This window comes from Metamycoplasma canadense (assembly GCF_000828855.1).
GTDB lineage: Bacteria > Bacillota_I > Bacilli_A > Mycoplasmatales > Metamycoplasmataceae > Metamycoplasma > Metamycoplasma canadense.
This window is the reverse complement of sequence record NZ_AP014631.1, coordinates 506,447-533,329: the sequence shown is the minus strand read 5'-3', so window position 1 is coordinate 533,329 and position 26,883 is coordinate 506,447. Positions and strand designations below refer to the sequence as shown.

23 protein-coding genes and 3 tRNA genes are annotated in these 26,883 nt (G+C 24.5%); 7 read left to right on the top strand and 19 right to left on the bottom strand.

The genetic code is table 4. From position 1 onward, the window contains the following. The first annotated feature begins 141 nt into the window (after nucleotides 1-141). Together metK and MCAN360_RS02140 are read left to right on the top strand one after the other, a co-directional pair. Entirely contained in the window at nucleotides 142-1,281 is a 1,140-nt protein-coding gene (gene metK, locus MCAN360_RS02145; protein WP_045434040.1) for a methionine adenosyltransferase, read from the top strand. Between the two features lie 29 nt (nucleotides 1,282-1,310). Continuing rightward, a tRNA-Trp gene (locus MCAN360_RS02140) sits at nucleotides 1,311-1,384 on the top strand. 51 nt (nucleotides 1,385-1,435) lie between these two features. On the opposite strand, the gene ychF is transcribed toward MCAN360_RS02140, so the two are convergent. From ychF to MCAN360_RS05610, 13 genes are all read right to left on the bottom strand, one after another. Next, complete coding sequence (gene ychF / locus MCAN360_RS02135; RefSeq protein ID WP_045434037.1) at nucleotides 1,436-2,539, bottom strand: redox-regulated ATPase YchF; 1,104 nt, start codon at nucleotides 2,537-2,539, stop codon at nucleotides 1,436-1,438. A gap of 116 nt (nucleotides 2,540-2,655) precedes the next feature. Next, nucleotides 2,656-2,731 (bottom strand) — tRNA-His (locus MCAN360_RS02130). A 116-nt stretch (nucleotides 2,732-2,847) separates the two neighbouring features. Then, nucleotides 2,848-3,309, bottom strand: coding sequence for a hypothetical protein (locus tag MCAN360_RS02125; protein ID WP_045434034.1), 462 nt, complete (start codon nucleotides 3,307-3,309; stop codon nucleotides 2,848-2,850). A gap of 105 nt (nucleotides 3,310-3,414) precedes the next feature. Continuing rightward, nucleotides 3,415-3,933 (bottom strand): peptide-methionine (S)-S-oxide reductase MsrA, encoded by a 519-nt coding sequence (gene msrA, locus MCAN360_RS02120; protein ID WP_045434032.1) that lies wholly within the window; start codon nucleotides 3,931-3,933, stop codon nucleotides 3,415-3,417. Nucleotides 3,934-3,998: 65 nt separating this feature from the next. Further along, a complete protein-coding gene (locus MCAN360_RS02115; RefSeq protein WP_045434030.1) occupies nucleotides 3,999-4,364 on the bottom strand; it encodes an ATP synthase subunit epsilon in 366 nt (121 codons plus the stop codon). Between the two features lie 2 nt (nucleotides 4,365-4,366). Continuing rightward, nucleotides 4,367-5,800 carry a F0F1 ATP synthase subunit beta gene (gene atpD, locus MCAN360_RS02110; RefSeq protein ID WP_045434028.1) on the bottom strand — a complete coding sequence of 478 codons (1,434 nt, stop codon included), beginning with the start codon at nucleotides 5,798-5,800 and terminating at the stop codon, nucleotides 4,367-4,369. Nucleotides 5,801-5,811: 11 nt separating this feature from the next. After that, nucleotides 5,812-6,693 carry an ATP synthase F1 subunit gamma gene (atpG, locus tag MCAN360_RS02105; RefSeq protein ID WP_045434025.1) on the bottom strand — a complete coding sequence of 294 codons (882 nt, stop codon included), beginning with the start codon at nucleotides 6,691-6,693 and terminating at the stop codon, nucleotides 5,812-5,814. After that, nucleotides 6,672-8,255: a F0F1 ATP synthase subunit alpha gene (gene atpA, locus MCAN360_RS02100; RefSeq protein WP_045434022.1), complete on the bottom strand. Its 1,584-nt coding sequence runs from the start codon at nucleotides 8,253-8,255 to the stop codon at nucleotides 6,672-6,674. The genes atpG and atpA overlap by 22 nt, the downstream gene beginning before the upstream one ends. A gap of 13 nt (nucleotides 8,256-8,268) precedes the next feature. Then, nucleotides 8,269-8,799: a F0F1 ATP synthase subunit delta gene (locus tag MCAN360_RS02095; RefSeq protein ID WP_045434020.1), complete on the bottom strand. Its 531-nt coding sequence runs from the start codon at nucleotides 8,797-8,799 to the stop codon at nucleotides 8,269-8,271. Nucleotides 8,800-8,801: 2 nt separating this feature from the next. Beyond that, nucleotides 8,802-9,353 carry a F0F1 ATP synthase subunit B gene (locus MCAN360_RS02090; RefSeq protein ID WP_045434017.1) on the bottom strand — a complete coding sequence of 184 codons (552 nt, stop codon included), beginning with the start codon at nucleotides 9,351-9,353 and terminating at the stop codon, nucleotides 8,802-8,804. 11 nt (nucleotides 9,354-9,364) lie between these two features. After that, complete coding sequence (gene atpE, locus MCAN360_RS02085) at nucleotides 9,365-9,673, bottom strand: ATP synthase F0 subunit C (RefSeq protein WP_102032222.1); 309 nt, start codon at nucleotides 9,671-9,673, stop codon at nucleotides 9,365-9,367. 25 nt (nucleotides 9,674-9,698) lie between these two features. Continuing rightward, nucleotides 9,699-10,505, bottom strand: a complete 807-nt coding sequence (locus MCAN360_RS02080) for a F0F1 ATP synthase subunit A (RefSeq protein ID WP_045434015.1) — start codon at nucleotides 10,503-10,505, stop codon at nucleotides 9,699-9,701. After that, complete coding sequence (locus tag MCAN360_RS05610) at nucleotides 10,498-10,956, bottom strand: hypothetical protein (RefSeq protein WP_045434013.1); 459 nt, start codon at nucleotides 10,954-10,956, stop codon at nucleotides 10,498-10,500. Before MCAN360_RS05610 ends, MCAN360_RS02080 begins: the two co-directional genes overlap by 8 nt. Nucleotides 10,957-11,167: 211 nt before the next feature. Here MCAN360_RS05610 and MCAN360_RS02070 point away from each other — a divergent pair, with 211 nt between their 5' ends. The 3 genes from MCAN360_RS02070 to MCAN360_RS05600 all read left to right on the top strand — a co-directional run bounded on the left by MCAN360_RS02070 (nucleotide 11,168) and on the right by MCAN360_RS05600 (nucleotide 16,196). Further along, a complete protein-coding gene (locus tag MCAN360_RS02070) occupies nucleotides 11,168-13,321 on the top strand; it encodes an ATP-dependent Clp protease ATP-binding subunit (protein ID WP_052461473.1) in 2,154 nt (717 codons plus the stop codon). A gap of 216 nt (nucleotides 13,322-13,537) precedes the next feature. Further along, the gene (locus tag MCAN360_RS05605) at nucleotides 13,538-14,794 is read left to right on the top strand and encodes a hypothetical protein (RefSeq protein ID WP_045434009.1); all 1,257 of its coding nucleotides are present in this window, start codon (nucleotides 13,538-13,540) and stop codon (nucleotides 14,792-14,794) included. Between the two features lie 940 nt (nucleotides 14,795-15,734). Then, nucleotides 15,735-16,196 (top strand): hypothetical protein, encoded by a 462-nt coding sequence (locus MCAN360_RS05600; RefSeq protein WP_045434007.1) that lies wholly within the window; start codon nucleotides 15,735-15,737, stop codon nucleotides 16,194-16,196. 354 nt (nucleotides 16,197-16,550) lie between these two features. Here MCAN360_RS05600 and MCAN360_RS02055 read toward each other — a convergent pair. Beyond that, nucleotides 16,551-16,626, bottom strand: a tRNA-Lys gene (locus tag MCAN360_RS02055). Between the two features lie 92 nt (nucleotides 16,627-16,718). Here MCAN360_RS02055 and MCAN360_RS02050 point away from each other — a divergent pair. Continuing rightward, a complete protein-coding gene (locus MCAN360_RS02050; protein WP_045434005.1) occupies nucleotides 16,719-18,332 on the top strand; it encodes an ABC-F family ATP-binding cassette domain-containing protein in 1,614 nt (537 codons plus the stop codon). Between the two features lie 482 nt (nucleotides 18,333-18,814). Here the strand turns inward: MCAN360_RS02050 and MCAN360_RS05815 are convergent, their stop codons facing one another. After that, the gene (locus MCAN360_RS05815) at nucleotides 18,815-18,937 is read right to left on the bottom strand and encodes a hypothetical protein (RefSeq protein WP_280938732.1); all 123 of its coding nucleotides are present in this window, start codon (nucleotides 18,935-18,937) and stop codon (nucleotides 18,815-18,817) included. A gap of 205 nt (nucleotides 18,938-19,142) precedes the next feature. Continuing rightward, entirely contained in the window at nucleotides 19,143-20,420 is a 1,278-nt protein-coding gene (locus tag MCAN360_RS02045) for a hemolysin family protein (protein ID WP_045434002.1), read from the bottom strand. A gap of 104 nt (nucleotides 20,421-20,524) precedes the next feature. Here MCAN360_RS02045 and def point away from each other — a divergent pair, with 104 nt between their 5' ends. After that, nucleotides 20,525-21,082, top strand: a complete 558-nt coding sequence (gene def / locus MCAN360_RS02040) for a peptide deformylase (protein WP_045433999.1) — start codon at nucleotides 20,525-20,527, stop codon at nucleotides 21,080-21,082. A 105-nt stretch (nucleotides 21,083-21,187) separates the two neighbouring features. Here def and MCAN360_RS05595 read toward each other — a convergent pair whose 3' ends face one another. Genes MCAN360_RS05595 through MCAN360_RS05585 form a run of 3 tightly spaced genes read right to left on the bottom strand, consistent with a single transcriptional unit; the run spans nucleotide 21,188 to nucleotide 26,779 of the window. After that, the gene (locus MCAN360_RS05595; protein WP_045433996.1) at nucleotides 21,188-22,303 is read right to left on the bottom strand and encodes a hypothetical protein; all 1,116 of its coding nucleotides are present in this window, start codon (nucleotides 22,301-22,303) and stop codon (nucleotides 21,188-21,190) included. A gap of 2 nt (nucleotides 22,304-22,305) precedes the next feature. Next, on the bottom strand, nucleotides 22,306-26,430 hold the full coding sequence (locus MCAN360_RS05590) for a DEAD/DEAH box helicase (protein ID WP_231852589.1): 4,125 nt from the start codon (nucleotides 26,428-26,430) through the stop codon (nucleotides 22,306-22,308). Next, nucleotides 26,417-26,779, bottom strand: a complete 363-nt coding sequence (locus MCAN360_RS05585) for a PTS sugar transporter subunit IIB (protein WP_045433994.1) — start codon at nucleotides 26,777-26,779, stop codon at nucleotides 26,417-26,419. The genes MCAN360_RS05590 and MCAN360_RS05585 overlap by 14 nt, the downstream gene beginning before the upstream one ends. Nucleotides 26,780-26,883 lie beyond the last annotated feature (104 nt).

Sequence of the window (26,883 nt, the reverse complement as noted above, 5' to 3'; positions counted from 1 at the left end):
TTTAAAAAATAAGGTGGAATAGTCAGAGATATTTTTTATCTAACATGTATCATTTAAGTTTTTGCATTTTAAAAAACAACTTAAATTAAGTTGTTTTTTTATTGTTTTAATTTAATTATTTAATAATAAAGAAAGGAAAATATGAAAAAATTACTTACTTCAGAAAGTGTAGGAGCAGGACATCCTGATAAAATTTGTGACCAAATTTCAGATTCAATTGTTGATGCTCTTTTGAAACAAGATAAATATTCACGCGTTGCCTGTGATGTTATAGCTAATGACGATCTAATTTATATTGGTGGACAAATTACTACAAAAGGATATATTGATACAATTAAAGAAGCCTGAAAAATATTAAAAAATTTAGGCTACAATGAAAATGATTTTAAAATAATTAACGCTATTACTGGACAAAGTCCGGATATAGCTCAAGGTGTAAATAAAAGCGATAATAAGGAATTAGGAGCTGGAGATCAAGGAATATTATTTGGATATGCAACAAATGAAAATGAATTTTATATGCCTTGAACTATTGTTTTAGCACACGAACTTGTAAAACGAGCTGAAAAATTAAGAAAAGAAAAGAAATTCCCTTTTGCAAAATCTGATATGAAAAGCCAAGTCACTATTGAATATGATGATAAAAAAAATACTTACGAAGTTAAAAAAGTTTTAATGTCTATTCAACATGAAGAAAATTTTAATGATTTAAAATTTAAAAAATTTATTAAGGAAAATATTATAGATTTTATACTTAAAAAATATAATTTTAATTTAAATTACGAACTTTTAATTAATCCTACAGGAAGATTTGTTGTTGGAGGCCCAATTGGTGATACAGGTTTAACCGGACGTAAAATAATAGTTGATACTTATGGCGGTTTTGCTCATCACGGCGGTGGTGCTTTTTCAGGAAAAGATGCTACTAAAATCGATAGAAGTGCTGCTTATATGGCAAGATATATTGCTAAAAATTTAGTAGCAGCTGGAATTGCTGAAAAAATTGAAATTCAACTTTCGTATGCAATCGGTCTACCAAATCCTCAATCAATATATGTTGACACCTTTAATTCAAGCATGTATAAGGAAGAATTAATAATAAAAGCTATTAATTCTATATTTGATTTAAGCGTTGAAGGGATAATTAATACCTTGGATTTATTAAGACCAATTTACTTACAAACTGCAACTTTTGGTCATTTTGGAAGAAATGATTTAGACCTAAGTTGAGAAAAATTAGACAAGATTGAAAAAATAAAAGATTTTTTTAAAAATTATTAAATTTCTTTAATTTATAATTTTATATGTTTAGGGGATTAGTTTAATGGTAGAACTATGGACTCCAAACCCATCTGTGCGGGTTCGATTCCTGCATCCCCTGCCATATCAAAATTAATTTGAATAAATAAAAAACTGGTTTAAAAAGTCCAGTTTTTTATTTCGCAATTTTAAAATAGCAAACATCACCGTCTTGCATTAAATAATTTCGACCTTCTAATGACATTTTGCCAGCTTCTTTTGCTAATTTTTCGCCTTTATATAAAATATAGTCATCATATTTAATAACTTCCGCTTTAACAAATTTTTTTTCAAAATCTGTGTGAATAATACCCGCACATTCAGCAGCATTCATACCATTTTTAAAAACTCATGCACGAGTTTCAGTTTCGCCGGCAGTAAAATAAGTAGATTGATTTAATAAATAAAAACTTTTTGAAATAATAGTATCAAGTCCAGATTGAGAAATATTATACTCATTTAAAAACATATTTTTTTCATCTTTAGAAAATTGTGATACTTCATATTCAATTTTTATACAAATTGGAATAATTATTTCTTTAGCTTTTTCAAGTTCATTTTTTAGTGCTAAGTAATATTTTGCTTCATTAATATTTTTATATGAATTAACATCTAAATTTGCAACATAAATAGTTGGTTTTAATGTTAAAAATTGATAGTTTTTAATAAAAGCTAATTGCTCTTGTGAAAAATCAATATTTTTAAGCATTTTTTCATCCATTAAATGTTTTTTAATTTCCAAAAGAAGATCATATTCTTTTTTTAATTCTTTATCATTTGAATTAAGCGCCCTTTTTCCGATACGATTTAAAATATTTTCAACTGTTTGCAAATCAGATAAAATAAGTTCTAAGTTAATTATTTTTAAGTCTTCAATAGGATTAATTTTATTGTTAACATGAACAATATTATCATTTTCAAAACATCTTACAACATGAACAATCGCATCAACTTCGCGAATATTTGCTAGAAATTTATTTCCTAATCCTTCTCCTTTTGAAGCGCCTTCAACTAAACCAGCAATATCCACAAACTGAAAAGTAGCTGGAGTTATTTTTTTAGCATTTACAATTTTAGCAAGATTATAAAGTCTTTCATCTTCTAAATTAACAATTGCAACATTTGGTTCAATCGTTGTAAAAGCATAATTTGCTGCTTCAACTTCATTTAATGTTAATGCAGAAAAAAGTGTTGACTTTCCAACATTAGGAAGTCCTACAATACCGGCTTTTAATGACATTTTTAACCTCCAACAATATTTATTTTTTATAATAATAATTTTAATAAAATATTAAAAATTACCTTAATTTTATAATGAAAAAATTATGCAATAAAATAAAAAAGAAATAAAAAAAATGGGGCGTTCGAAGGGGATCGAACCCTCGTATGCCGGAGCCACAACCCGGAGCGTTAACCACTTCGCCACGAACGCCATTTTTAAATTGCTTAATAATTTTAACATAAATTAAGCTTCTTTATAAAAAATAAAAATAAATCCAAATTATAATAGCTGGATTTATTTTAATAAACATTAATTAATAAAGATAACTAAGAATTTTTTTTGCTTAATTCTGAAATTTTAGCTTCAATTTCATTTTTTAATGATTCAAATTCAGTTTTAGTATTTGCTTTTTTATTTTTATTTATTTTTTCAATTTCACTTACAATTTCTTTTTTTGTTGATAATTCCTTTATTTTTGCAGAATATCATTCCTCATATTGTAATTTAGCAGTAAGATTTTCAATTTTTTCTTCTAATAATCTTAATTCTTGTTCTGTTGCTTTATCTTTTTCTAAAATATCGATTAGATTTTTATTTTGTTCTTCTAATGATGCCTTTAATTTTTCTAATTCTATTTTATTGCTTTTATATGTTTCTAATAATTCGTTTGTTTCTTTTAAATCTGAAGAAGGTTCATTTTTTTTAATAGAAACAGCTATAAACATAGTTGTTGTCGCAACGGTTGCTAAACAAGTAAGAGAAAGAATAAATTTTTTAACTTTTTTCATTTTTTTACCCGAGACTTTTCATTATTAATCTTATATAACTAATATATTAAATTTTATCATACTCATTTATTAAAATAAATAAATGGCAAATATTATAAGAATTTATTATTTTAATAAATCTAAGATTTCTTTTTCTTTATTAGTTAAATTAAAATCAACTAATAAATTAACATGGCAGTATCCAAGTGGATTTTTTACTAAATAATTTTGATGATATTCTTCTGCTAAACAAAAATTATCCAGTTTTTTAAGCTCGACATAGAACTCTTTATAATCTTTTTTTAAAATTTCAAATAATTTATTTATTTTTAAAAAATCAATTTCATCTAGGTAATAAACCCCAGTTCTATATTGAATCCCAGTGTCAACACCTTGTTTATTTAATGAATCAGGTTCAATAAATCTAAATAAATGTAAAATTATTTCTTCTAATGAAATTTGATCTGAATCATATTTTAGTTGCAAGGTTTCAGCATGTTGTGTAAATTTTATTTGTTGATATGTGGTTTTTTTAGTTAAACCATTAGCGTATCCAACTTTAGAATCTATGATTCCTTTAACATGTGAAAAATATGCTTGTACCCCTCAAAAGCATCCCCCGGCTAAATAAATAGTTTTAATCATTTTTTTCTCCTAACTAATAAAGTTTATTCTTATAAAAAATGCAGAATAATAAATCTGCATTAAAATTATTTTTTTTGTTCAGCCAATTTTTTTTTCAAAAATATTTCTTCAATAACAGTATATTTTGTTTGTTTTTGCTTATAAAATTTAGCATGTAAATCAAATGGTTTAATGTCAATATTATTCACTATTATCGATAATAAATTGTTTTTAAATTCAACAATTCCACGATCAATATAAAAAATTTCTATTATATTATCTTTATTTTTAACATATATTTGTGAAGGGATTAATGCTGCTAAAAAGGGGATGGCTTCCTTCATCAAACCAATTTGACCTTCAGTAGTTGTAAAAGTTACTATCGAAGCTTGAGATTGATAATAAACACCATCATGAGTTGTAATAACAACATCAATTAATTTATTATTCATAATTATTTTTCAAATTTATAACCTAAATTTTTAGCTTTTTCAATAACATCTTCAATTGTACCAACATATAAAAATGCTTCTTCTGGTAAGTCATCATATTTACCTGAAAGAATTTCTTTAAATGATCTAATAGTATCTTGTAATTGAATATATCTACCTTTGATACCACTAAACTTTTCAGCAACGAAAAAAGGTTGAGATAAAAAACTTCTTATTCTTCTTGCTCTTGTAACAACTTTTTTATCTTCTTCGCTTAATTCATGCATTCCAAGAATTGCAATAATATCTTGTAATTCTTTAAATCTTTGAAGAATATTTTGAACTTCCCTAGCAGTATTATAATGATCTAAACCTATAATATTTGGATCCATCATTCTTGAATTTGAACCAAGAGGATCAATCGCAGGATAGATACCTAATGCTGCTATATCACGATCTAAAACTGTTTTAGCATCCAAATGCGTAAATGTTGTTGCTGGAGCAGGATCTGTTAAATCATCAGCCGGAACATAAACAGCTTGAACTGATGTGATAGAACCTTTATTTGTAGAGGTTATTCTTTCTTGTAATTGACCCATTTCAACAGCTAATGTAGGTTGATATCCAACGGCAGATGGCATTCTTCCTAATAAGGCAGAAACTTCTGAACCGGCTTGAGTAAATCTAAAAATATTATCAATAAATAATAAAACATCTTGACCCATTTGATCTCTAAAGTATTCAGCCATTGTCAAGGCTGTAAATGGTGCTCTCATTCTTGCTCCGGGAGGTTCATTCATTTGGCCAAAAACTAAAGCTGTTTTATCTAATACTCCACTAGCTTTCATTTCGTGATATAAATCATTACCTTCACGTGTTCTTTCACCAACACCAGCAAAAACTGATAAACCACCGTGTTGCTTAGCAATATTATTAATTAACTCTTGAATTAAAACTGTTTTACCAACACCAGCACCACCGAATAAACCAATTTTTCCACCTTTGATATAAGGAATAAGTAAGTCAATAACTTTAATTCCGGTTTCAAAAATTTCTAGAGTTGATTTTTGCTCTTCAAAACTAGGTGCACTTCTATGTATTGGCATTTTATTTTTAAATTCTCCGCCAAGTAAATCAATAGGCTCACCTAAGACATTAAACATTCTTGATAAAATTTCTTTTCCGACAGGAGCTGAAATAGGTCTTTTTAAATCTAAAACCCTCATTCCTCTTCTTAGACCTATTGTTAAACTCATAGCTATTGTTCTAACAGTATCATTACCAATATGTTGAGCTACTTCTAAAATTTGTTTATTATCTGGATTTTTTTCATCAATAACTTCTAAGGCATTAAGCATTTTAGGTGCTTGACCTTCTTTAAATCTAACATCAATAACAGCACCTAAAATCTGTGTAATAACACCATAATTTAATTCATCATTTTCTTTATTTTTCATTTTAAACCTTTCTAAGAACCAGATCCATTAACAATTTCTGTTAGTTCTTGTGTTATTTTTGTTTGACGTGAACTGTTATATTCAATTTTTAAATCATCAATTAAGTCTTCTGCGTTATCGGAAGCTTGTTCCATAGCAGTTCTTCTTTGGCTAGTTTCAGCTAATTTTGCATTGATCATAGCATTATAAATTGAAGCTTCAAAAAATATTTTAAATGAATTTAATAAAATAGTTTCAGCATTCGGTTCAAATATAATTTCATTATTTTTATAAGTATTGTTTTCGATATATTCTTTTTCTTTATCTTTAATAGTGTCAAAAGAAATAGGAAAAATTTCTTGCACAACTGGATCAGCTTTTAAGGCGTTTTCATAATTTGTATAAATTAATTTAACTGAACTTAATAAAGAAATTTCTAAAACATCATATATTTTATTTGCAACCACTTGAGTTATTTCGTAAGTTGGATTATCCCCTATTTGCGTTAGCGTTTGAATAATATGAAATTTCTTATTTTTTTCAATTAAACTAAGAAGTTTACTACCAATAACAATTAAAATATCATCACCAGTTACAACTTCATTAATTTTTTTGTACATTTCTGAATTAAATGATCCACAAAGACCTAGATCACTACCAAAAACAATAAATAAATTTCTTTTTGCTGAAAATTTTAAAGCATTTGTATTTAAAAGTTTATCAATATCTTGTTCTGAATGCTTGATTAAATTAATAAAAATATTTTCAACATTTTTAAAATATAATTTAACTTCGTTAAGTTTATTTTTAATTTTTGAAAATTTAGCTGTGGCAACTAATTGCATTGCCTTTGTAATTTTTTTTGTTGAATTAATTGAGTTAATACGTTGCTTTATTTTTTGTAAACTTTCCATGGTAATTCTGGAACAGGAATAAAGTTATCTTTGTTATACAATGGGATTGTTTTTATAAATAAATCATTAAATGCAATAATTTGATTATAAATTTCTTCAATTAACTCATTAGTTCAATCATTAGCTTCATTAATTTTTCTTAAAATCTTTGTCGCTTCTGTATTTGTTTCAAAGAATGTTAAAATTTGTTGACGATAATTAACAATCATATTTTTAGGAATAACATTAATTAAACAGTATTTAGCACAGAATAATAAAATAATTTGTTGTGTTGGTGAATAGGGTGAAAATTGAGCTTGTTTTAATAATTCATAAACTTTTGCACCGTGATCAAGAATAATTCTTGTATTTTGATCTAAGTCAGAACCGAATTGAGCAAAAGCTTGCATTTCGTTGTATTGAGCTAATTCTAATTTTAAACTAGAAACAATTTTTTTAGTCATCTTAGTTTGTGCTGAAGATCCAACACGACTAACTGAATAACCAATATCAATAGCAGGTCTTTGTCCTGAATTAAATAATGATTCTTTAGTAAAAATTTGACCATCTGTGATTGAAATAACATTAGTTGGAATATATGCTGAAATATCTTCAGCTTGTGTTTCGATAATTGGTAGGGCTGTAATTGAACCACCACCATATTCTTCATTTAAACGCGCTGATCTTTCAAGTAATTGTGAATGTAAATAAAATACGTCGCCAGGATATGCTTCACGTCCAGGAGGTCTTCTTAATAGTAATGATAATGTACGATATGCAACAGCGTGTTTTGATAAATCATCATAAACTATTAAAACATTTTTTCCTCTTGACATTCATTCTTCAGCAATTGTAACGGCGGTATAAGGAGCTATATATTGTAAAGGAGCGCTTTCAGAAGCAGAGGCAGCAATAATAGTCGTATATTTTAAGGCATCATTTTTAGAAAGTTGATCAACAATTTGGGTAATTGTTGAATTTTTTTGACCAATTGCAACATATATACAAAAAACATCTTTACCTTTTTGATTTAAAATTGAGTCTATAGCAATCGCTGTTTTTCCAGTTTGTCTATCACCAATTATTAATTCACGTTGCCCTTTACCGATCGGAATTAAAGCATCTATTGCTAAAATTCCAGTGTGAAGTGGTTCTGAAACTTCCTTACGTGTCATAACTCCAGGAGCTATTTTAAAAATTGGTCTTCTTATTTCAGAATTAATTTTTCCTTTGCCATCTATTGGTTTTGCTAAAGCATTTAAAACTCTACCTAATAAGGCATCACCAACTTCAACAGAAATAACATCATGAGTTCTTTTAACGTGCGAATTTTCAACAATATTTCTATCATCCCCCATGACAACAACACCAACTAATTCTTCTTCAAGATTTAATGCCATTCCAACTATACCACAGTCAAAAATAACTAGTTCACCATATTCAACATTAGTAAGTCCACTAACCAAGGCTATTCCATCACCAACAGTTATAACTCTTCCGACTTCATTATAAGCAATAGTTTCATTAAAATCTTTAATTTGATTTTTAATAATAGCTGATAAATCACTTGGTTTTAAAGCCATATTTTTCCTTTCATTATACTAATGATTTAATTTTGTTTAATTTTCCTAAAACTGAATTATCAATTAAAAATTCGTCAATTTTTATTTTTATTCCACCGATTAATGTTGGATCTAATTCATTAAATAACGTTACTTGTGCATTTAATGCTTTTGAAAATTTATTTTCTAAATCTGTAATTTCTTTTTTGCTTAATGACTTAACTGAATAAACATAACCAAACTTAATGTTTAATTCTTCGTTAGATAATTCAATAAAACGGTGAAAAATAATATCCATATATTTCACAACATGTTTTTTTGTTGCTAATTTAATTGTATTAATAATATATGAATGATAAGAAGCAAAAGCTTTATCAATCAAGTTATACTTTTTTTCTTCTGAAATATCAAAAGAATTTAAAATTGTTAAATATTTTTTATTTAATTTTAAAACCTTAATAATGTCTGCAGCTTGATTAGTAATTTCAATTAATTTATTTGAGTTTCTAGCTAAATCAAATAAAGCAAATGATCAATTGTTAATAACTTCATTTAAATCTGTCATAACTATTTTTTAATAACTTCTTGAATCATTTTAATATTGTCGCTATCTTGGATTTCGCGACCAATAATTTTTTGTGCTATTTCAACAGCACTTTCAATAATAATTTTCTTTTGTTCTTTATTAAATTCAGCTCTTTTTTTATTAATTAAAATTTCAGCTTGTTCTAACATCATCTCAGCTTTTTTCTTTGCTATAGCTGAACCACTATTAACAATTCTTTCGCTTTCAGCCTTAGCATTATTTATGATAGTTCTTGCTTGGTTATTTGCTTCAATAATTTTTTTATCATGCTCTTCTTGAATTTTTAAAGCTTCATCTTTAGCTTTTATTGAAGCGTCAATATTTTCCTGAATTAATTCTTGACGTTTTTGTACCATTTTTTTAACTGGTTTATAAACCAAAAAAGTGATAATAACGGTTACAAGCATTAAAACTATTAATGAAAATATAAATAATGGTCAACTAAAACCTAATCCAGAAAATGTTTTTTCTAATTCTTCACTAACACTTCCTGTTCCTTCGGAACTTTTAGTTAATATTTGATCAATTTTCATGTTTCTATTTTTTATACAAAAATTAATAATAAAGCAATAACTAAACAGTAAATAGAAGCAGTTTCAACAATAGCTAAACCTAAAATTAATAGTGTACGAACTTTTGATAAAGCTTCTGGATTTCTACCAACAGCTTCACAAGCTTTAGCAACAGCTACACCTTGTCCTACAGAAACTAGCCCGGCGCCAGCTACTGCAATCCCTGCGCCTAACATTGTTAATCCATAAGCAATTGGATAATTTTGATTTGTTCCTAAATTAGCTTTTTCAGAATTAAAATTTTGAATAGTTTCACTGATTTGACTTAATTTTTCAATCATTTTTTTTCTCCTAAAATAAATATTTTTATGTTAATATTTGCTCAATTTCTTGAGTTTTTTGCTTATTAGCAATTATTTTTTTCTTTCAATCTCTTATTTTCTTTTTATGTTTTTCTTTAATATCAACTTGTGCTGCCTGAGATCAGTAGGACATAGTTAAAACTACAAAAACAAATGCTTGTATTGCACCACCAAATAAATCAAAATATAAATTAAATGCTGGCAATACCAAAATTCCAAATGGGTTAAAAGTAGTTGCTGGAGCTGTAGGGGGAATACCAATAATCTTAGCCCAAATATTATTTAAAAATATTGTAGCTAAAGAAACTAAAACAACTCCTCCAATAATATTTCCATATACCCGGAATGTCATTGAAATAATAGGTGAATAATTTGAAGCAAATTCTAAGGGATTTAATAATTTAATTATATGCTTAATTTTATTATAAGCAATACCAACTCATGCTGTTCCTAATCATGACACAACTGTTGCTGCTAAAACTGCAGATAAACTTGTTCCTATCGGAGCAAAACCGATTAATGAAAGGATATTACCAAAAAACATAAAAGCAAATAAAGAAATTAAGTAAGGGTTTGCTCTATCAAATTTTGATTCATGAGTTTCACTAAAAAAACTATCCCCACCAATAATAGCTGTTTCAACTAAAATAATTGCCGCATTTGGAGCTTTATTTATTTTTTGTCTTTTAATTGCAATATAAATTAAAATTGATAAAACCAATGTTATAAAGACTAATACAATTAATGAAAAAATTTGATTAGAATTTATTTCTTTTGACCCAAATCAATTAAGTTTTAATAGTTTATCCATTATCCTCCTTTCTTTTTGTTTTTATTAACAAATAAATACCTCATATTATTGAAAATATTGATAACAATAAATATGGAGATGTTATTGTTATTACATTAAATGGAAAAAATGCAATATTAGTTTCATTATTATAATTATGATGATAATAGCTATTAACTCATATAAACAAACTTAGTAATCCTAAATTTAAAAATAGTAATAATAAAAAAATTAAAAAAGCCGTATAAAGCTTTATCTTATATTGTTTTTTTTCTTGAGTTTCAATACTATTTTTAACCATTTTTAAAGCTAGTTTTATTAGTAGTAAAAATAATAAAAAACTAATCATTCCTACTAAAAATCCCAATATTAAAGAGTAATCAAAAAATGCCAATGAAGCAAATATAAGCATTAATGATATATTTAAAGTAGTATAGATTATTCAAAAATTTTTTCCAGTTAATTTTGTCATACTCAAGTGGTTATATAAAATAACCTTGTTAAATTATATTACTTTTTATTTTTTAGTTATTTATTAAAAATACATAATCATTATATTTTTTTAAACTCTAATTATTCAGTGTAAAATCTTATTTTATTTTTTAGCACTTTATTATCAAGAGTGCTAAAAAATGATATAATTTTTTTATAAAACCATGTTATAAAGAAGGAGAGTTTTTATTATGCATGCATCATGAACACCATATAACGAAAATAAAAAAAATAAAAATCCTCTTGAAGAGTACGGAAGAGAATTAACAAAACTTGCTTTGGAAGGAAAATTAGAACCGGTTATTAACAGAGATGAAGAAATAAGATCACTTATTAGGATTTTATCAAGAAAAACTAAAAATAACCCTGTTTTAGTTGGCGAACCAGGAGTAGGAAAAACAGCTATTGTTGAAGGGCTAGCTTTAAAAATTATTCAAAATCAAGTTCCAGAAAATTTAAAAAACAAAAAAATTTATGAGCTTAATATTTCGTCAATAATTGCCGGATCTTCATATCGTGGAGAATTTGAAGAAAGAATGCAATCATTATTAAAAGAAATTGAAAAATCAACAGGTGAAATAATTTTATTTATCGATGAAGTTCATATGATTGTTGGAGCTGGACAAAGTTCTGAAAGTAATATGGATTTTAGCAATATTATTAAACCCATGATGGCTAGAGGACAATTACATTTAATAGGAGCCACAACATTAGATGAATACAGAAAATATATAGAAAAAGATTCAGCATTAGAAAGAAGAATGCAAAAAATTTTTATTAATGAACCAACAATAGAAGATACCATAACAATTCTTAGAGGAATTAAAGAAAGATATGAAACATTTCACGAAGTTAAAATAAATGATGAGGCATTAATAGCTGCAGCTAATTTATCTGCTAGATATATTCAAGATAGATTTTTACCAGATAAAGCAATTGATTTAATAGATGAAGCTGCTTCAAATATTAAAACTGAAATGAAATATATTCCTGAACCAATTGAAAAATTAAATTATAAAATTGGAAAATTAGAAATTGAAAAAGCTGCAATTGAAAATTCAACAACAAAAATTGATAAAAAAAGTAAAGAAAGAATAAATCAAATTACTAATTTATTAAACGATTTAAAAAATAATCAGAGCGAATTAACAAAACAATGAAATAATGAAAAAGAAATCATTGCAAAATTATCTGTAGTTAAAGACAATATTGAAAATTTAAAACATCAACTAAGTATTCTTCAATCGGAAGGCAAATATTTAGAAGCTTCAAAAATTATGTATGTTTTAATTCCTGAACTAGAAGAGCAAAAAAATAAAATTGAACAAAAAATTAGTCAATTTAAAAATAAACTAATCAAAGAAACAATTGATGAAGAAGAAATTGCTTTAATAGTAAGTAAATGAACTAAAATTCCAATTACTAAACTACTTGAGACAGAAAAAAATAAAATTCTTAACCTAAGCAATAATTTAGAAAGAAGAGTTAAGGGACAAAAAAATGCGATTAATTTAGTTTCAGAAGCAATTAAAAGATCAAAAACTAATATTAACGATCCTAATCGCCCAATTGGTTCATTTCTTTTTTTAGGACCAACAGGAGTTGGAAAAACAGAATTAGCAAAAGCTTTAGCTTTTAATCTATTTGATAATGAAAACCATATTATTAGATTAGATATGTCTGAATATATGGAAAAACATTCAATTTCTAAATTAATAGGATCACCTCCAGGATACATTGGATATGATGAAAATGGAGGGCAACTAAGTGAAAAAGTAAAACAAAATCCTTATTCAATTGTATTATTTGATGAAATTGAAAAAGCTCATAGTGATGTTTTAAATATATTACTACAAATTCTAGATGAAGGATTTTTAACTAATAGTAAAGGAAGAAAAATTAGCTTTAAAAATACAATTATTATTATGACTTCAAATATAGCATCTGAACAAATAATAAGAAAAATACCAACTAATGAAGAATTAAATAAAATATTACTTAAGAAATTTACTCCAGAATTTTTAAATAGAATTGATGAAATTATTCCATTTAATCCACTTAGTGTAACTGATATTGAAAAAATAGTTTTACTTGAATTAAATAAACTAGCTAAAAGAATTTTGAATAATATAAAAGCAAAATTAATTTTCGATGATAATGTTTTAAATTTCATAGCTAAAAATACTTACAATTCTGCGTTTGGAGCAAGAGTTATTAAAAGATTTATTCAAAAGAATATCGAAAACAAAATTGCTGATGCTATTTTAAATAATGAAATTAATCAAAATACAATAATAAATCTTGAAATAATTGATAACGAATTAAAAATTAGTCTACAAAATTAAAATAAAATAATTGACAAAAAATATAACAAGCTTCAAAAGTTAAACCAAATAAATTAAAAAACTCTTAAGGTTTGTTATATTTTAAAATTAACATTTGTGTTTAAAAAAACACTAATTTGTTAAGTAAAATAATAAATTTAGTGGTTTTAATAAAAAAGTTTTTTTAGTTAGTAGAATATATATATATATATATATATAAGGAATGAAATAATTAATATGAAAAAGAAAAATAGAATGTTGTTAGGAATATTAGGTGGTGTTGCATTCATTAGTAGTTTGATTAGTGGAATTACTGCCTGTGTTATTGCTAAAAACAAAGTTAAACCAGAGCAAGAAAGTAAACCAACTGAAACTCCAGAAGAAAAAAAAGATAAAACAGAACTTGATAAATTAATCGAAGATTCTATTTCAAAAGAACATGAGGATCAAATAAATGTATATTCTGAGTATGATAAAAAGGTTGAAGAATATTGAAAAAATAAATCTCAAACTCCTCCTCCTCCTGCTCCAAAACTAAAATCACTTGATTTTTCAAAATTTAAAGATACTCTGACAAAGGTAAAAAATGCCTTAGGTACTAACGATAAACTCTTTAAAGAAGGAACGTGATTTAAGTTAAAAATTAAATATGATAGAATTAAGAATTTTATGAATACCCAAAAAAGTGGTGATAATATCAATAAAATCAATCAATTTTTAACTACTTGAAAAGACGAATTTGATAAGACAAAAATAAGTGATATAAAAGTGTTAGAGCGCTTAGATACACAGCTATTAGATTATTACAACGAAAATATTGAAATTCTTGTATTCAAACAAGATTACTTAAATCTAGTTAATTACATCAATAACAATGAGCTAACAGTTAAAGATAAAATAGTATCAATCACTAAAAAAGTGGAGGATATAGAAAAAGAAAATAAACAGGTTGTTAAAACTTATCAAGATGGTTACAGAGACCTAAAAGAAACAATGTTAGAAGAAGAACATCTTCTTAATTTTGAAAAAAATGAAGAAGAATTCTTAAAATTCCCCGAACCCTATCATTACATAATGGGTCAAGTTGAAGACATTGAGGATGTTTATGCTCAAATTTTAGCTACATTAATACTTACACATGAACAATTATTCAAAAAATATAGTAATGAAAGTGAAATAAGAAGAACATTGCAATCATATACTGAAACAGTTCTTGATAAAGAAAATCAAGATAAAAGACATAAAGTGTATTTTGCAGGAATTCTTTATGCTGAAAAAGAATTAGTAAGAATTAAAAAAAGAATAGCAATCGGTGTTGAAATGAAAGATGTTTACTTAAAAGCACAAGAAGAATTTAAAAAGTCTAGCGATAATGAAAAACTTGTACAGTTAGAAGAAATTAGAAAACGTATTAATTTTAAATCAACTTCAATTGATGTTCAAAATGCCATTGACGCAATTAATGAACTATTAAAACAAACAAATAATTCATAAAATATTTTAAAAATAAATATTTTTTTAGATTTGTTAAGAAAAATAGGAAATATAAAAAGTTAACATTGCATAGTGTTAACTTTTTTATATTCACATTTATTAATATTTAATTACTAAATTTTTACCAAATTCAAAAAGAAGCTAATTTTAATTTGAAGAACAAAACTAAAAAAACTACAAAAGAAAAAATTGAACCTAACAAAAAACTCAACCTTTAACAAAAAAATAATGAAAGCAAAATTATTAAATCACAGAAAAAAAGCTAATCTCTTTCTAAACCGAACTTAACACCTTTAGTACTAGGAAAAAAAATAATACTTATAAAATTCAGGAATTGCTAAGGATCCAGAACAATTATTATAATAATTAAAACATTGAAACGATGATATTTCAAAACAAATTGATTCATTGAAAGATCTTAAAGAAATAAAATATTGACAAAGTGTAAGAACCTGGCTTAATTTAGAATATTTACATGATGGTTTTCAAGGAAAAAAAATTGAATTTACAACACGGTGCTAAAAGTAAATAATATTTTATCTTGAAGAGTACTTAAAATCATAGAAAAATACAAATAAAATCCAACATGTTTTTAATAAGATATTAAATCAATACAATGAGGTTAAAGAATTTAAGGACATTCTTTTTGCTAAAGAAAAAACTGAGGATAAACTAAGAAAAATTATTAAAAAAGTAGTTGATGAAATCTTTTTTTAACTTCTTTTCAGTTGTACCTGATATATATTATTTACCAACTGATTTACAACTATGACATTCATTAAACAAAAAAAGATATTTATAAAATAATCATATATTGAACCTAATGACCTAGATACACAAAATAAATTTGCACATTGATATCGTGTTTTACCGAGAACATACTTTTTTATTTTTTTGTTAACGCTATTTGAAATGTGGTATATTATTGTAAAGGAGAATTATGCTTGAACAAAAATTACAACGCCATAACGATTTTTTAAAACGTACTAATATTTTTTCATATATTTCAGTCGCAATTAGTCTAATTTTTATAGGACTTATGTATTATTTTTGAAATAAAGTTGATCCTGATTATAAAGATTTATTTTTAACAATAAAAAATGATATAAAAATAGGTTTTTTTCTAGGAGCAATCATATTATTTGCTGGGGCTTTTATATTTTGTGGTATTGTAAACCTAGTAAATAAAATCTGAATGTTATCAATTTTACTTAAAAGTGATTTAGATTTTGATATTAAAAAAGTAAAAATAGCCTTCGGTCTGAATATTCTATTTGCTTTACTAACGAATATTTTATTAGTTATCATCTTAGATTGACATATTTATTGATTAGTTAAAGATATCATTGCTAAACTGGAAAATAAAAAAAATCCATATACCATAGTGAGTGATAAAGTATAGAAATAAAAAGAAGATTCTAAACCTGCTGAATATCAAAATATTGATCCTGAAGTTATTGAGCAAATAAAAACCCGAGCAAAGAAACAACCTAGACCTAAAAAATAACCTTTTAAATGGTTATTTTTTATAATGATAAATTTAACACAAGAAATTTCCCCTAATGACCAAGATACAAGAGATAAATATCATTATTTATTAAAAAAAATATTTCTTTTAAAATAAATAAAAAATATTCTTAGAAGTAAGTTCAAGTGCAACGCTAATGCTTTAAATATGGAACAAAAAGTTAACACCTCGCGGTGTTAACTTTTTGTTCCATATTTAAATGGTATTTTATTTTTCAAAATTTTGATATGGTACATCCTGTGGGGTTCGAACCCACGACCCAGGGATTAAGAGTCCCTTGCTCTACCGACTGAGCTAAGGATGCAAAAAATATAAGTAAATAAATTATAAACTATTTTTTTATTTATTAAATAATATATGTGCTAATATTATTAAATTATAAGTGAGGATTTTAATATGTTAGATGTTTGTGGTATAAGTAAAATTTTTCCAGATAAAAAATTATTTTCAAATATAAATCTTAAATTTTTACCTGGTAATGTATATGGAATTATTGGTGCTAATGGTGTAGGAAAATCAACATTTTTAAAAATATTAAGTGGAGAAATCGAAGCAACAGAAGGTCAAATTATTAAAGATAAAAATGCGAGAATGAGTGTTTTAAGTCAAAACCAAGATGAATATAATGATTTCAATGTTACTGACGTTGTTATTATGGGTAATAAGGAACTATATGAAATTAATATTCAAAAAAATAAAATTTATGAAGATCCAAATGCAACAAATGAAGATTATGAAAAAGCTAGCCATTTAGAACAAATTTATGGTGAAATGGGTGGATGAAGTGCTGAAAATGATGCTCAAACTTTATTATCTAATTTAGGGATTGAACCAGATAAATGAAATTTAAAAATGTCGGAATTAAAAGCAAATGAAAAAGTTAAAGTTTTATTAGCAAAAGCGCTATTTGGAAATCCTGATATTTTAATAATGGATGAACCAACTAATAGATTAGATTTAAAAACAATTAAATGACTTGAAAACTTTTTAATGGATTATCCTAATATTGTTATTGTTGTTAGCCACGATAGTGACTTTTTAGATGCTATTTGTACTCATATAATTGATATTGATTACTCAGAAGCTAAACTATTTGTTGGAAACTATTCATTTTGAAAACAATCAAGTCAATTGTTAATTGAAATGCAACAAAAAACAAATCTAAGAAAAGAAGAGCAAGCTCAAAAATTACGTGATTTTATTGCTCGTTTTTCAGCTAATGCATCTAAATCAAAACAAGCAACAAGTCGTAAAAAATTACTTGAAAAAATCGTTATAGACGAACTTAAACCATCATCAAGAAAATATCCATATATTAAATTTGAGCTAAATAGAATGCCAGGAAAACAAATTTTAAATGTTCAAAATCTTACATATGTAAACGAAGCTGGTGATACATTATTTGAAAATGTTTCATTTTCCTTAAAACCGGGTGATAAAATGGTTATTATTGGAAATGATGATATTGCCAAAACCAGATTACTTGAAATATTAATCGGAAAAAGAAAACCAACATCTGGAAAAGTAGAATGAGGTATTACTATATCACCAAATTATTTTCCTTCAAATAATCAAGAATTTTTTTTAGAATCAGAAACAATCATTGATTGATTAAGTAAATGACCTTTAAATAATTCGACACAAGAAACAAAAGATAATAGTGATGCTAGAATGAGAGCTTTTTTAGGAAGAATGCTTTTTTCTAATGATAGCGTATTTAAAAATGTTCAAGTTACTAGCGGTGGTGAAAAAGTTCGCTTAATGATGTCAAAATTAATGTTAGAAGAAAGTAACTTTTTAATATTCGACCAGCCACTAGATCACTTAGATTCAGAATCAATTGATAGTTTAATTGAAGGAATTAAATCATATAAAAGCTCATGTATTTTTACAACATACAACCGTGCTATGATTAAAGAATGTGCAAACGTTTTACTTGAAATTAAACCTAAATCAAGTTTTCTTTTTTATGGTAATTTAGATGAATATGAAGAAGCTATGGGATACTAAATTATAAAAAAATAAATAAGTTCAAGTGTTACTACACTCGAACTTATTTTTTAATTTATTTTTTGATTTTGATTAAGAAGAAATAGTTTAGTTACATTTTTAAAAGTAAATTTAAGTTATTGATTTTTACTTATTGTAAATTCTTCTTTTGTTCTTATTTAAATATAAGTTTATCTAAAATGAATTCTTTGTCTTTATTTTTTGTTTAGTCAATTTAGAACAAGAAATAATATAAATTCAATTTTTTGGATTCGTCTTTAAATTCAAAGTTTTCTTGCTTTTTTAACGTACTTTTAAACATAGCAAATTATTGATTTTGTTCATTCTTTACTATTTTTAAAATAATTATTATTTCTTAATTATTCTTTTTCCATTGTTATCAACATTTAATTCAAATTTCATTAATTTAAAATAAGAAGATTGAACATTTTAGAGCAGCTGGTTGTTCACTGTTTTTTTGTTTTTCTAGCTAGTTTACTTACCTATTTTGGTTTTTTATCAACAGAATCATCTGGTTTTTGAATGTTTTTTGTAGTTTCTTCTTTTTTATTATCACAAGCTGCTGATATTACTGGTAATGTTGTTAAGGGAGCTAAAAAAAACAAAAGTTAATAAAATTTCTTTAGTTTTTTGCCTTTTAATTTTTTGTGATTATAAATAATTTTCTTTTTTCATTTTTTTTAATTTGGCAAAATTTGGTACTAAAATAGTATAAAAAAGTTAACATTGCAATATAATAAACCCTAAAATTTTTTCTAATTTAATACATCTAACTTTTAGGGTTTATTATATTTAAAAAAATAATTTTATTTATTTGCTTCAATCAATTTCTATATAATCATATTTTTTATCTTTAGATTTCTTTTCTAAAACTTTAAAATATATTTTATTATCTAAATTAAATTTAGAATTTTTTCTTAAACTATGGCCAATCTTATTTTGCAATCAAACTGAAAGTGTCTGATTTTTTTCTTTTTCGTCTAATGAATAATCAAAATAGTCTTCAAGTTCAAGTTGTTTTCACAATGTTTTCATCAATACTGAACCTTTTGCTTCACATCTTTCTAAACTTATTTCATATATTTGTTCATCATTGTCATGTTCGTCATATATTTCACCTACAACTTCTTCTAAAATATCTTCGATAGTTATAATTCCAATTGCCTTATAATCATTATTACTTTCTGTAACAAAAGCCATTTGCGCACGAGATTGACGCATTTTTTCAAGAGCAACCGATAATAAAGAATTAGCTGAAATTCTTGGAACAGTTTTAATATAATTCATAATATTTCCTCTTTGTAAAAAGAAAATATCTTTAAGCAATAAAATACCTATTAATTCACCATCTTTTTCCACAGGTATTCTTGAATAATTTGTTTCTTTAAACATTAATAATGCTTCTTGCATTGTTGCTTTAGAATTTATGTAATCAACATTTTTTAATTTAATGTAATGTTGTGATACTTTAGTTGAATCTAGATCTAAAACATTTTGTGCCATCACTGATTCATTAATTTCTAAAACTCCTTCATCTTGAGCAATATTTATTAAATTCTTAACATCTTCCTCAGTATTTGTAATATAAATTTTCTTACCAATTTTTGATATAGGAAATGTTATTGGAATAAAAATTCAATACAACATTTCAATAAATCAATAAAAACTAATTATTGTTTTTTCTGCTCTAGTTTTAGCAATTATTTTAGGTATTATTTCTGCAAATAAAACTATGATTGGGGTCATAACAATTGTTGAAATAATTGAGGCTAAACCTGCCTTAGGTGCTCCGAAGGCCTGTGTTAAAACATATACTAATAAAGTAGAAGAAGCAATATTAACTAAGTTATTTGCAATTAAAATTGTTCCTAAAGTTCTATTAAAAAAATTATGTTGTTTTTCAATAAGTTTATAACCTTTAACTTTTCTTTCAACCATCGTTTCAATTTTAGCCTTAGTTAAGGAAGTATAAGCTGTTTCGGTAGCTGAAAAAATACCTGAACAAACAAGTAAAAAAATTAAAGAAACTATTAATAAAGCATACTGCCAAGGTAATAAAGTGTGCAGTGAGGGACTAGGGTCTTCCATTTATGTAATCTCCGTTTTTTAAAATATAAATATTTATAATATTAATTTAAATAATAACAAAAAAAATTATTTTAATTAAATAATTATCGATTATAATGTTATTTATGTTTAAATTTGAAGACGTAAAATTAGTACAATTACCAGAAAAAATATTAAGAGAAAAATCACAAGATGTTCCAATTCCATTAACAAGTGAAGATACATTATTGATTGAAAAAATGATTTATCATGTTAATGATAGTCAAAAACCAAATACAAAATTTAGACCGGCCGTTGGTGTCGCCGCTATTCAATACGGTATTCCTAAAAACATTTTTTATATTTTAATAGTCGATGCAAACAATAATGTAATTTTTAATGATGCATTAATAAATCCTAAATTATTAGGACATTCTGAACATAAAATTTCAATTTCTGAAGGCGAAGGATGTTTAAGTGTTAGTGAATCATGACCAAATCAAGAAGGTTATGTGCCAAGATATTCAAGAATTATTATGGAAGCTTATTCATACTTTGATAAAAAAATTAAAAGATATGAAGTTAATGGTTATACAGCTATTGTATTTCAACATGAATATGATCATTTACAAGGAAATTTATTTATTGATCACATTAACAAAAAATCTCCATGACAAAAAAATAAAGATCTTGAACTTATTTAATATAAATAAAAAATAAACTCTTAATTTTAAAAACAAAGTAGTTTATTTTTTATTTGTCAAAAATTGAGGTTTATTAATTCATTTTTGATTAATTATTAATTAATATTATTTTTTAAATTTATCGAAATATAGCGGAACTGAAAAATCTAATTCTTCTTCAGTTGGGTCAATATAAATACCATATTGAATTTTTTTTCCTTTAAATTTTTCAGTATTAGTTGATAATGTAAGAATTTTTCCTTTAAAAGATAAAAATGAATTCTTTTTCCAATCAGCATTATCAAAATTTTTAATTTCAATTGGTGAACTAAAAATTATTGGAGAATAAAAATTATTTGTTTCCGTAACAAAGTTTGAAACAAATCTTATAGATTCAATATCATTAATTTTAAAAATTTCACTAAAATATCATGATAAATCTATTAAACTATAAAAATTATTTTTAGCTTGTTCTATTTTTTTATTGAATAATAATATATATTTTTTTACTTCTTCTTTATATTTATTAATTCTATCTTCTGAAAAATTATCATTAATATCAATAGGTAAAAATAGTTTATAAAGAAGTTTATTTTTTGTTTTATTAATAAATTCTTTAGAAAATTGTTTTTGTTTTTGTTTAATTGAATTTGTATTATATTTTTCTGTTTCATCTGATGTTTTAATTGGAAAATTTCTTATAACAAATTCAATAGATCTTGAATTTTTTAATTTAAAAACTAAATCAGTAAATAAAATATTTTTCGAAATACTATCAATAACAAAATTTTCATATTCAATATTTCAATCGTTAATATTATTTTTTAAAAAATTTAAAGTTGCATATTCTTTAAATAAATAATCAAAATTTTGCTTATTATTGTTGTTTGCAATTTCACCAAGAACAAACTCTGGTGTCCCTTTAATTGTTTGATTTTTATTTATTTTTATATTAATTAAATTATTATCGCTATTATTTAAATCATAAAAAGATATTTTTTTTATTTTACTATATCAATAAATTAATGCTTTTTTAGGTTTGCTTAATTGTATTCCTATAGTTAACCCTGCTATTCCAACAAGTGCTGATAAGGAGATAGATCAAAATAATATTTTTCTTATTTTTTTTGATTTAACTGCTGCAATAGCATGTTTTTTATGTTTTAATTGGTCTTCCGGGCTTACATCCTTATCAATCGAATCTTCTCAATCAATATCCAGTTTTTTCTTATTTTTTTTCAAAATTATTCTCCAATTTCAAACTCTGTTGTCTTTTCTTCTTTATCTACTAAACTAAAATCTTCAATAATTTTTTCAGCTGATTGTTCATTAAATAATGGAAGTTTTTCTATTTCCATTGTTTTTGTTTTATCTTCATTCTTAGTATTATTTATTGAAATTTCTTGAGTTTCAAAGTCAATATCATTTTCAATTACTTGATTATTATCTTCTTTTAATTCTTGATTTAATTCAGAAAAACCAAAATTTTTCTCTTCGGTTTCTTGATTTATATCTTCATTAATTTTTAGATCATCAATTAATCTAAAGTCAAAATTTTCAATTTCAGTTGTTTGTTCAATTGTTTTACTAATTGTTAATTCGTCTTTTGTTTTTTGCAAAACATCATCAATACTAAATTCTAAAGTTTTATATAAGGTTTCTTCTTCTGCTGTAACACTTACTTTATTTTCTTTTTTAGGTTCAATTATATTTAAAGGTATAAAATCGTTTTTATTTTCAGGTTCTGATTCTAATTCAAAAACTTCTCTAGATAAGTTTTTATTAATACTTTCAATATCCTCAGGTTCTTCATTATCTTCACTTTTTATAAAGGTTTCTAAATCTTTATTTTGTTCATCAAATGAAATTTCTTGTGTTTTAAAATCATCAGTCATTGTGTCAATTATTTCTGATTCAATTGATTTATCTTCACTAATATTTAAATCATGCTCAAATTCGTTTATTTCGTTTAAAGTTAATAAATGATTTTCTTCTTCTTCGACATAAAAATCATCTATTTCGTCTTCGCTTATATTTTCTAATATTTTTTTAGATTCATTCATTTCGTTTTCATTTTTAAGATCTATTTGCTTTTCTAGATTTAAATTATTCATATTATTTTCAAATAAAATCTTGTTATTTTTAACTTCTATTTCTTTTGTTTTTAAAAAACTATCATTCTTATTTTCTTCATTAGAATTTAAAATATCAAAAGATTTTATTTCATTTTCTTCATTTTGTATCAATGAATTTACATATGAAAATATTTTTTCTTTCATAATTGGTCATTCAATTTCAGTAATTTTAATAATTGGGTATTCTTTAGATTCTAAAAAATTAATATTATCTTTAAAAATTAAATATTTACGGTAATCATTTTTATAAGCAAAGTTATCTAATATAAAACCTTGTACAAGTTTTTTTGTTACTTTATTAATTAAAACAATATCAATTGATTTAGTACCAACTGGATAATTGGTTTGAAATTCTAAATTATTTGTATCAAGTAATTTTCTTAGTTCATCAAGTACATCTATTTTAAATTTGATATCTTCTGGCATCACAATAACTTTAGTTGCTAATAAATCATCAGGTTTATCTAAATAATTTTTTTGTTTATATAGTGGTAAATCTAAAAATTTTAGTCATTCTTTAAACATAATCATATCAGTTGTTGATCGTTCTGTTATTTCAACATCATCTGCATAAATTGATTTAACAACAAATATTTTTTCTTTTGCTCTTGAAATTGCTACATTCAAAGCATTTTTTCCGCCTTTTCTTGCTACATATGTGTTGTATAAAGATGTATTTTTATCATATACGACTGACATAATAACCAAGTCACCTTCATCACCTTGAATATTTTCAATATTTTTTAAAACAATTTTATCATTTGTCAAGGCTTCTTCTAATATTGGATCATTACCAAAAATTTTATTAACTAAATACTCTTGTTGTTTAACATTGAATACCAAAATTATTATTTTATTGTATTTTGATAAATTTTCTTTTGCAAGCTCAATAACCTTGTTACCTTCAGCAACATTCATACTATTATCCCATTGTCCATCTACTTGAAAAACTTCAATAGCTTTTTCATTCGATAGTGAAAGTTCATAATTATCAATAACATCTAATTTTGATTCATAAAAATGTTTTGAAGAAAAAGTCATTAATGTTGCTTTTTTTGAACGATAGTTTTTATCTAATAATATCGAATAAACACCTCTGGCTCTCGCATAATCAAGAAGCGATTCAATACTTGCAAAATCATCTTCATCATCAAAATTATATGTAGCTGAAAATCATCTGGTTGGTTGCATTTGTTGGCTATCACCAGCTAAAATTTTTCTTTTTGCTAAATATAAAATTGGGATGCCTTTTTCAATAAACATTTGCGAAGATTCATCCAAAATTGCAAAATCGAATTCTTCTTTTTTTCACATAGATAAATCAAGTTCAGGAGTTGTAACAATAATAGGAAATAATAGTTTTATCATTTCTTTATGTTTATGAAAAAACTTATATGGCTTTAAATGTCCTGTTCTAATTGCCATAGCAAAAGATGTGTACAATGATTTTTGTTCATCATTAAAACTACTCATTTTTTCAAATGTTTTTTCAAGCAGCATTCTTACTAAAGTACGGTCATCATTTAAATATTCAGTTTTATTTATTAAAATTTTCTTATATTCTTCTTTAAACCGATCGACTTCCTCAAAAGTAACTTTATTAACATATTTTAAGGCTTCATCAATGTTGATCGTTGATAAATTATCATCAGCAACTAAAATTTCTGCCATTTTTTTTATTATTTTTGGAGTAATTGTAAAAAATGAATGTTTTTTACCATAATTAATTTCATATAATGCTTTAATTATTGATTTTATATTTTTAAAATCGGCGTTGATATTATATTTTAAATTTTGATCCAAAAGTTTTAATTTTTGATATGTATCAATTGTAAAATTTCCATTCATCACCCCGCTGTAAAAGTTAATTATATTATCTAAATTAGGAGTTTGTATAATTAAATTAACATTATCAACATATGCTTCGTCTTCGTCGCTAAAGACGCTAAAACCGTCTTCTTTTTTTGAAGTTTGAAAGTTTTCTAATAAATGAATAAATTCCCTTAATGGTTCATAAAATTTTTCTTGGCGTAAATTTTTATCATTCAAAGCAAAAAGACAAAATATTGATAATTTTTTCATTCTATTTTTTAAAACATCTAAGGCAGCTTTTTTTTGGCTAACAACCAAAGCGGTATATCCTCTTGCAATTATATTAGTCACTAAGTTAGAAATAGTTTGAGATTTTCCAGTTCCCGGCGGACCTCAAATTATTGTATCCTGATATAACGACGAAATTGTTGCAACATCTTGTGAAAAATTTGTTTCTTGGATTTTAAATAGTTTAAATTTATTATCAAAAATAACTCTATTAACTTTTTCACGATATAAATTTTTATTAAAATTAGGATTTAAAATAGAATCAAATTCATTATTTTCAATAATTTTTTTCATTTGATTTCATAAATAACCAGATGACACATTATAAAAACCTAAAACAATTCCTGGATGAAATTCTATTGCTGAATTTTTAATATTTTCCACAGTTAAATTCAAAATGCCTTCTTTTAATGTTTCAGGAATATTAAATAAAGGAGACCATGTTTCTTTAACTTTTTTAAAGACATTTTCAATTGATAAATTACTAAAATCGAATGAATCAACATTTAATGAAAAACCTTCTTGGTTTAAAAAAGTTACTAACTTACTATTTAATCTAATATCAGAATTGGAATGTAAATAAACTAATGAATTTGTGACTTCAATTACGATTTCTTTAAAAAAAAGTGGGGCATATATTGTTTTATTTTCTGTTTTTATTGAAATATAAAAAAACCCAATATGTAATGGTCAAATATTGGTTTCAATATTAATATTTTGAGCTTTATTCAATATTTTTTTTCATTTTACTATTGATTTTTGAAACTCAGTTTCCTGATTAGCAATAATTAAATTTCTAGCTTTCTCAAAATTTGAGGTCAACATTTTAAAGATATTTTCATCGATTTTTTTATTAAAATCTTTAAAAATTTGTATTACTTCGGTTTTATTTTTTGCTTGTGAAACCTGTTGAGCAATATTTCTATTAGCTACTTCAGTTAATACACAATGAATATCAAAATTTTTATATATTTTATCAAATGTTTCTTCACCAAAATTTTTTAAAACATCAAAAAATTTTTCATTATCCACAGAACTAAATAAAGATGAATCTAAATTATCAATATTTAATAAATTAGCCATTAATGTTTGATATTTTATGTTATTATTTACGCTCATTTTATTTTGCTCCATTAATTAATTCTTCAATATGTTTTGCTGTATTTCCAACAACTAAAGAAATGCTTTTACTTTGAATAGTCAAGCCACTTATTCCATTTAATTGTTTTAATTTTAAAATGCTAAGTTTATCTCTATTTAAAAAATTAATCTTTAAAATCTTATGAGTCGATGAAACATTTTCAATATTATCTTTTCCACCTAAATATTTAATTAATGTTTCAAAATCAAAATCTAATTTAGTGTTCTTTGATAAATAATTTTTTATTTTTGATTGTCTATATTTTTTTTGTCAGTAAATTATAATAAAACCTAAAGTAACTATTATTAAAATAATATATAAAGCCTTATTTTTGCTATTCATTTTAAAAACCTTTCTAAAACAATTTTTATACTTTTAAATTATATTTTAATTTAAATATTTAATTTTAAAATATAAAATTAATCTTTTATATAAACATAAACTAA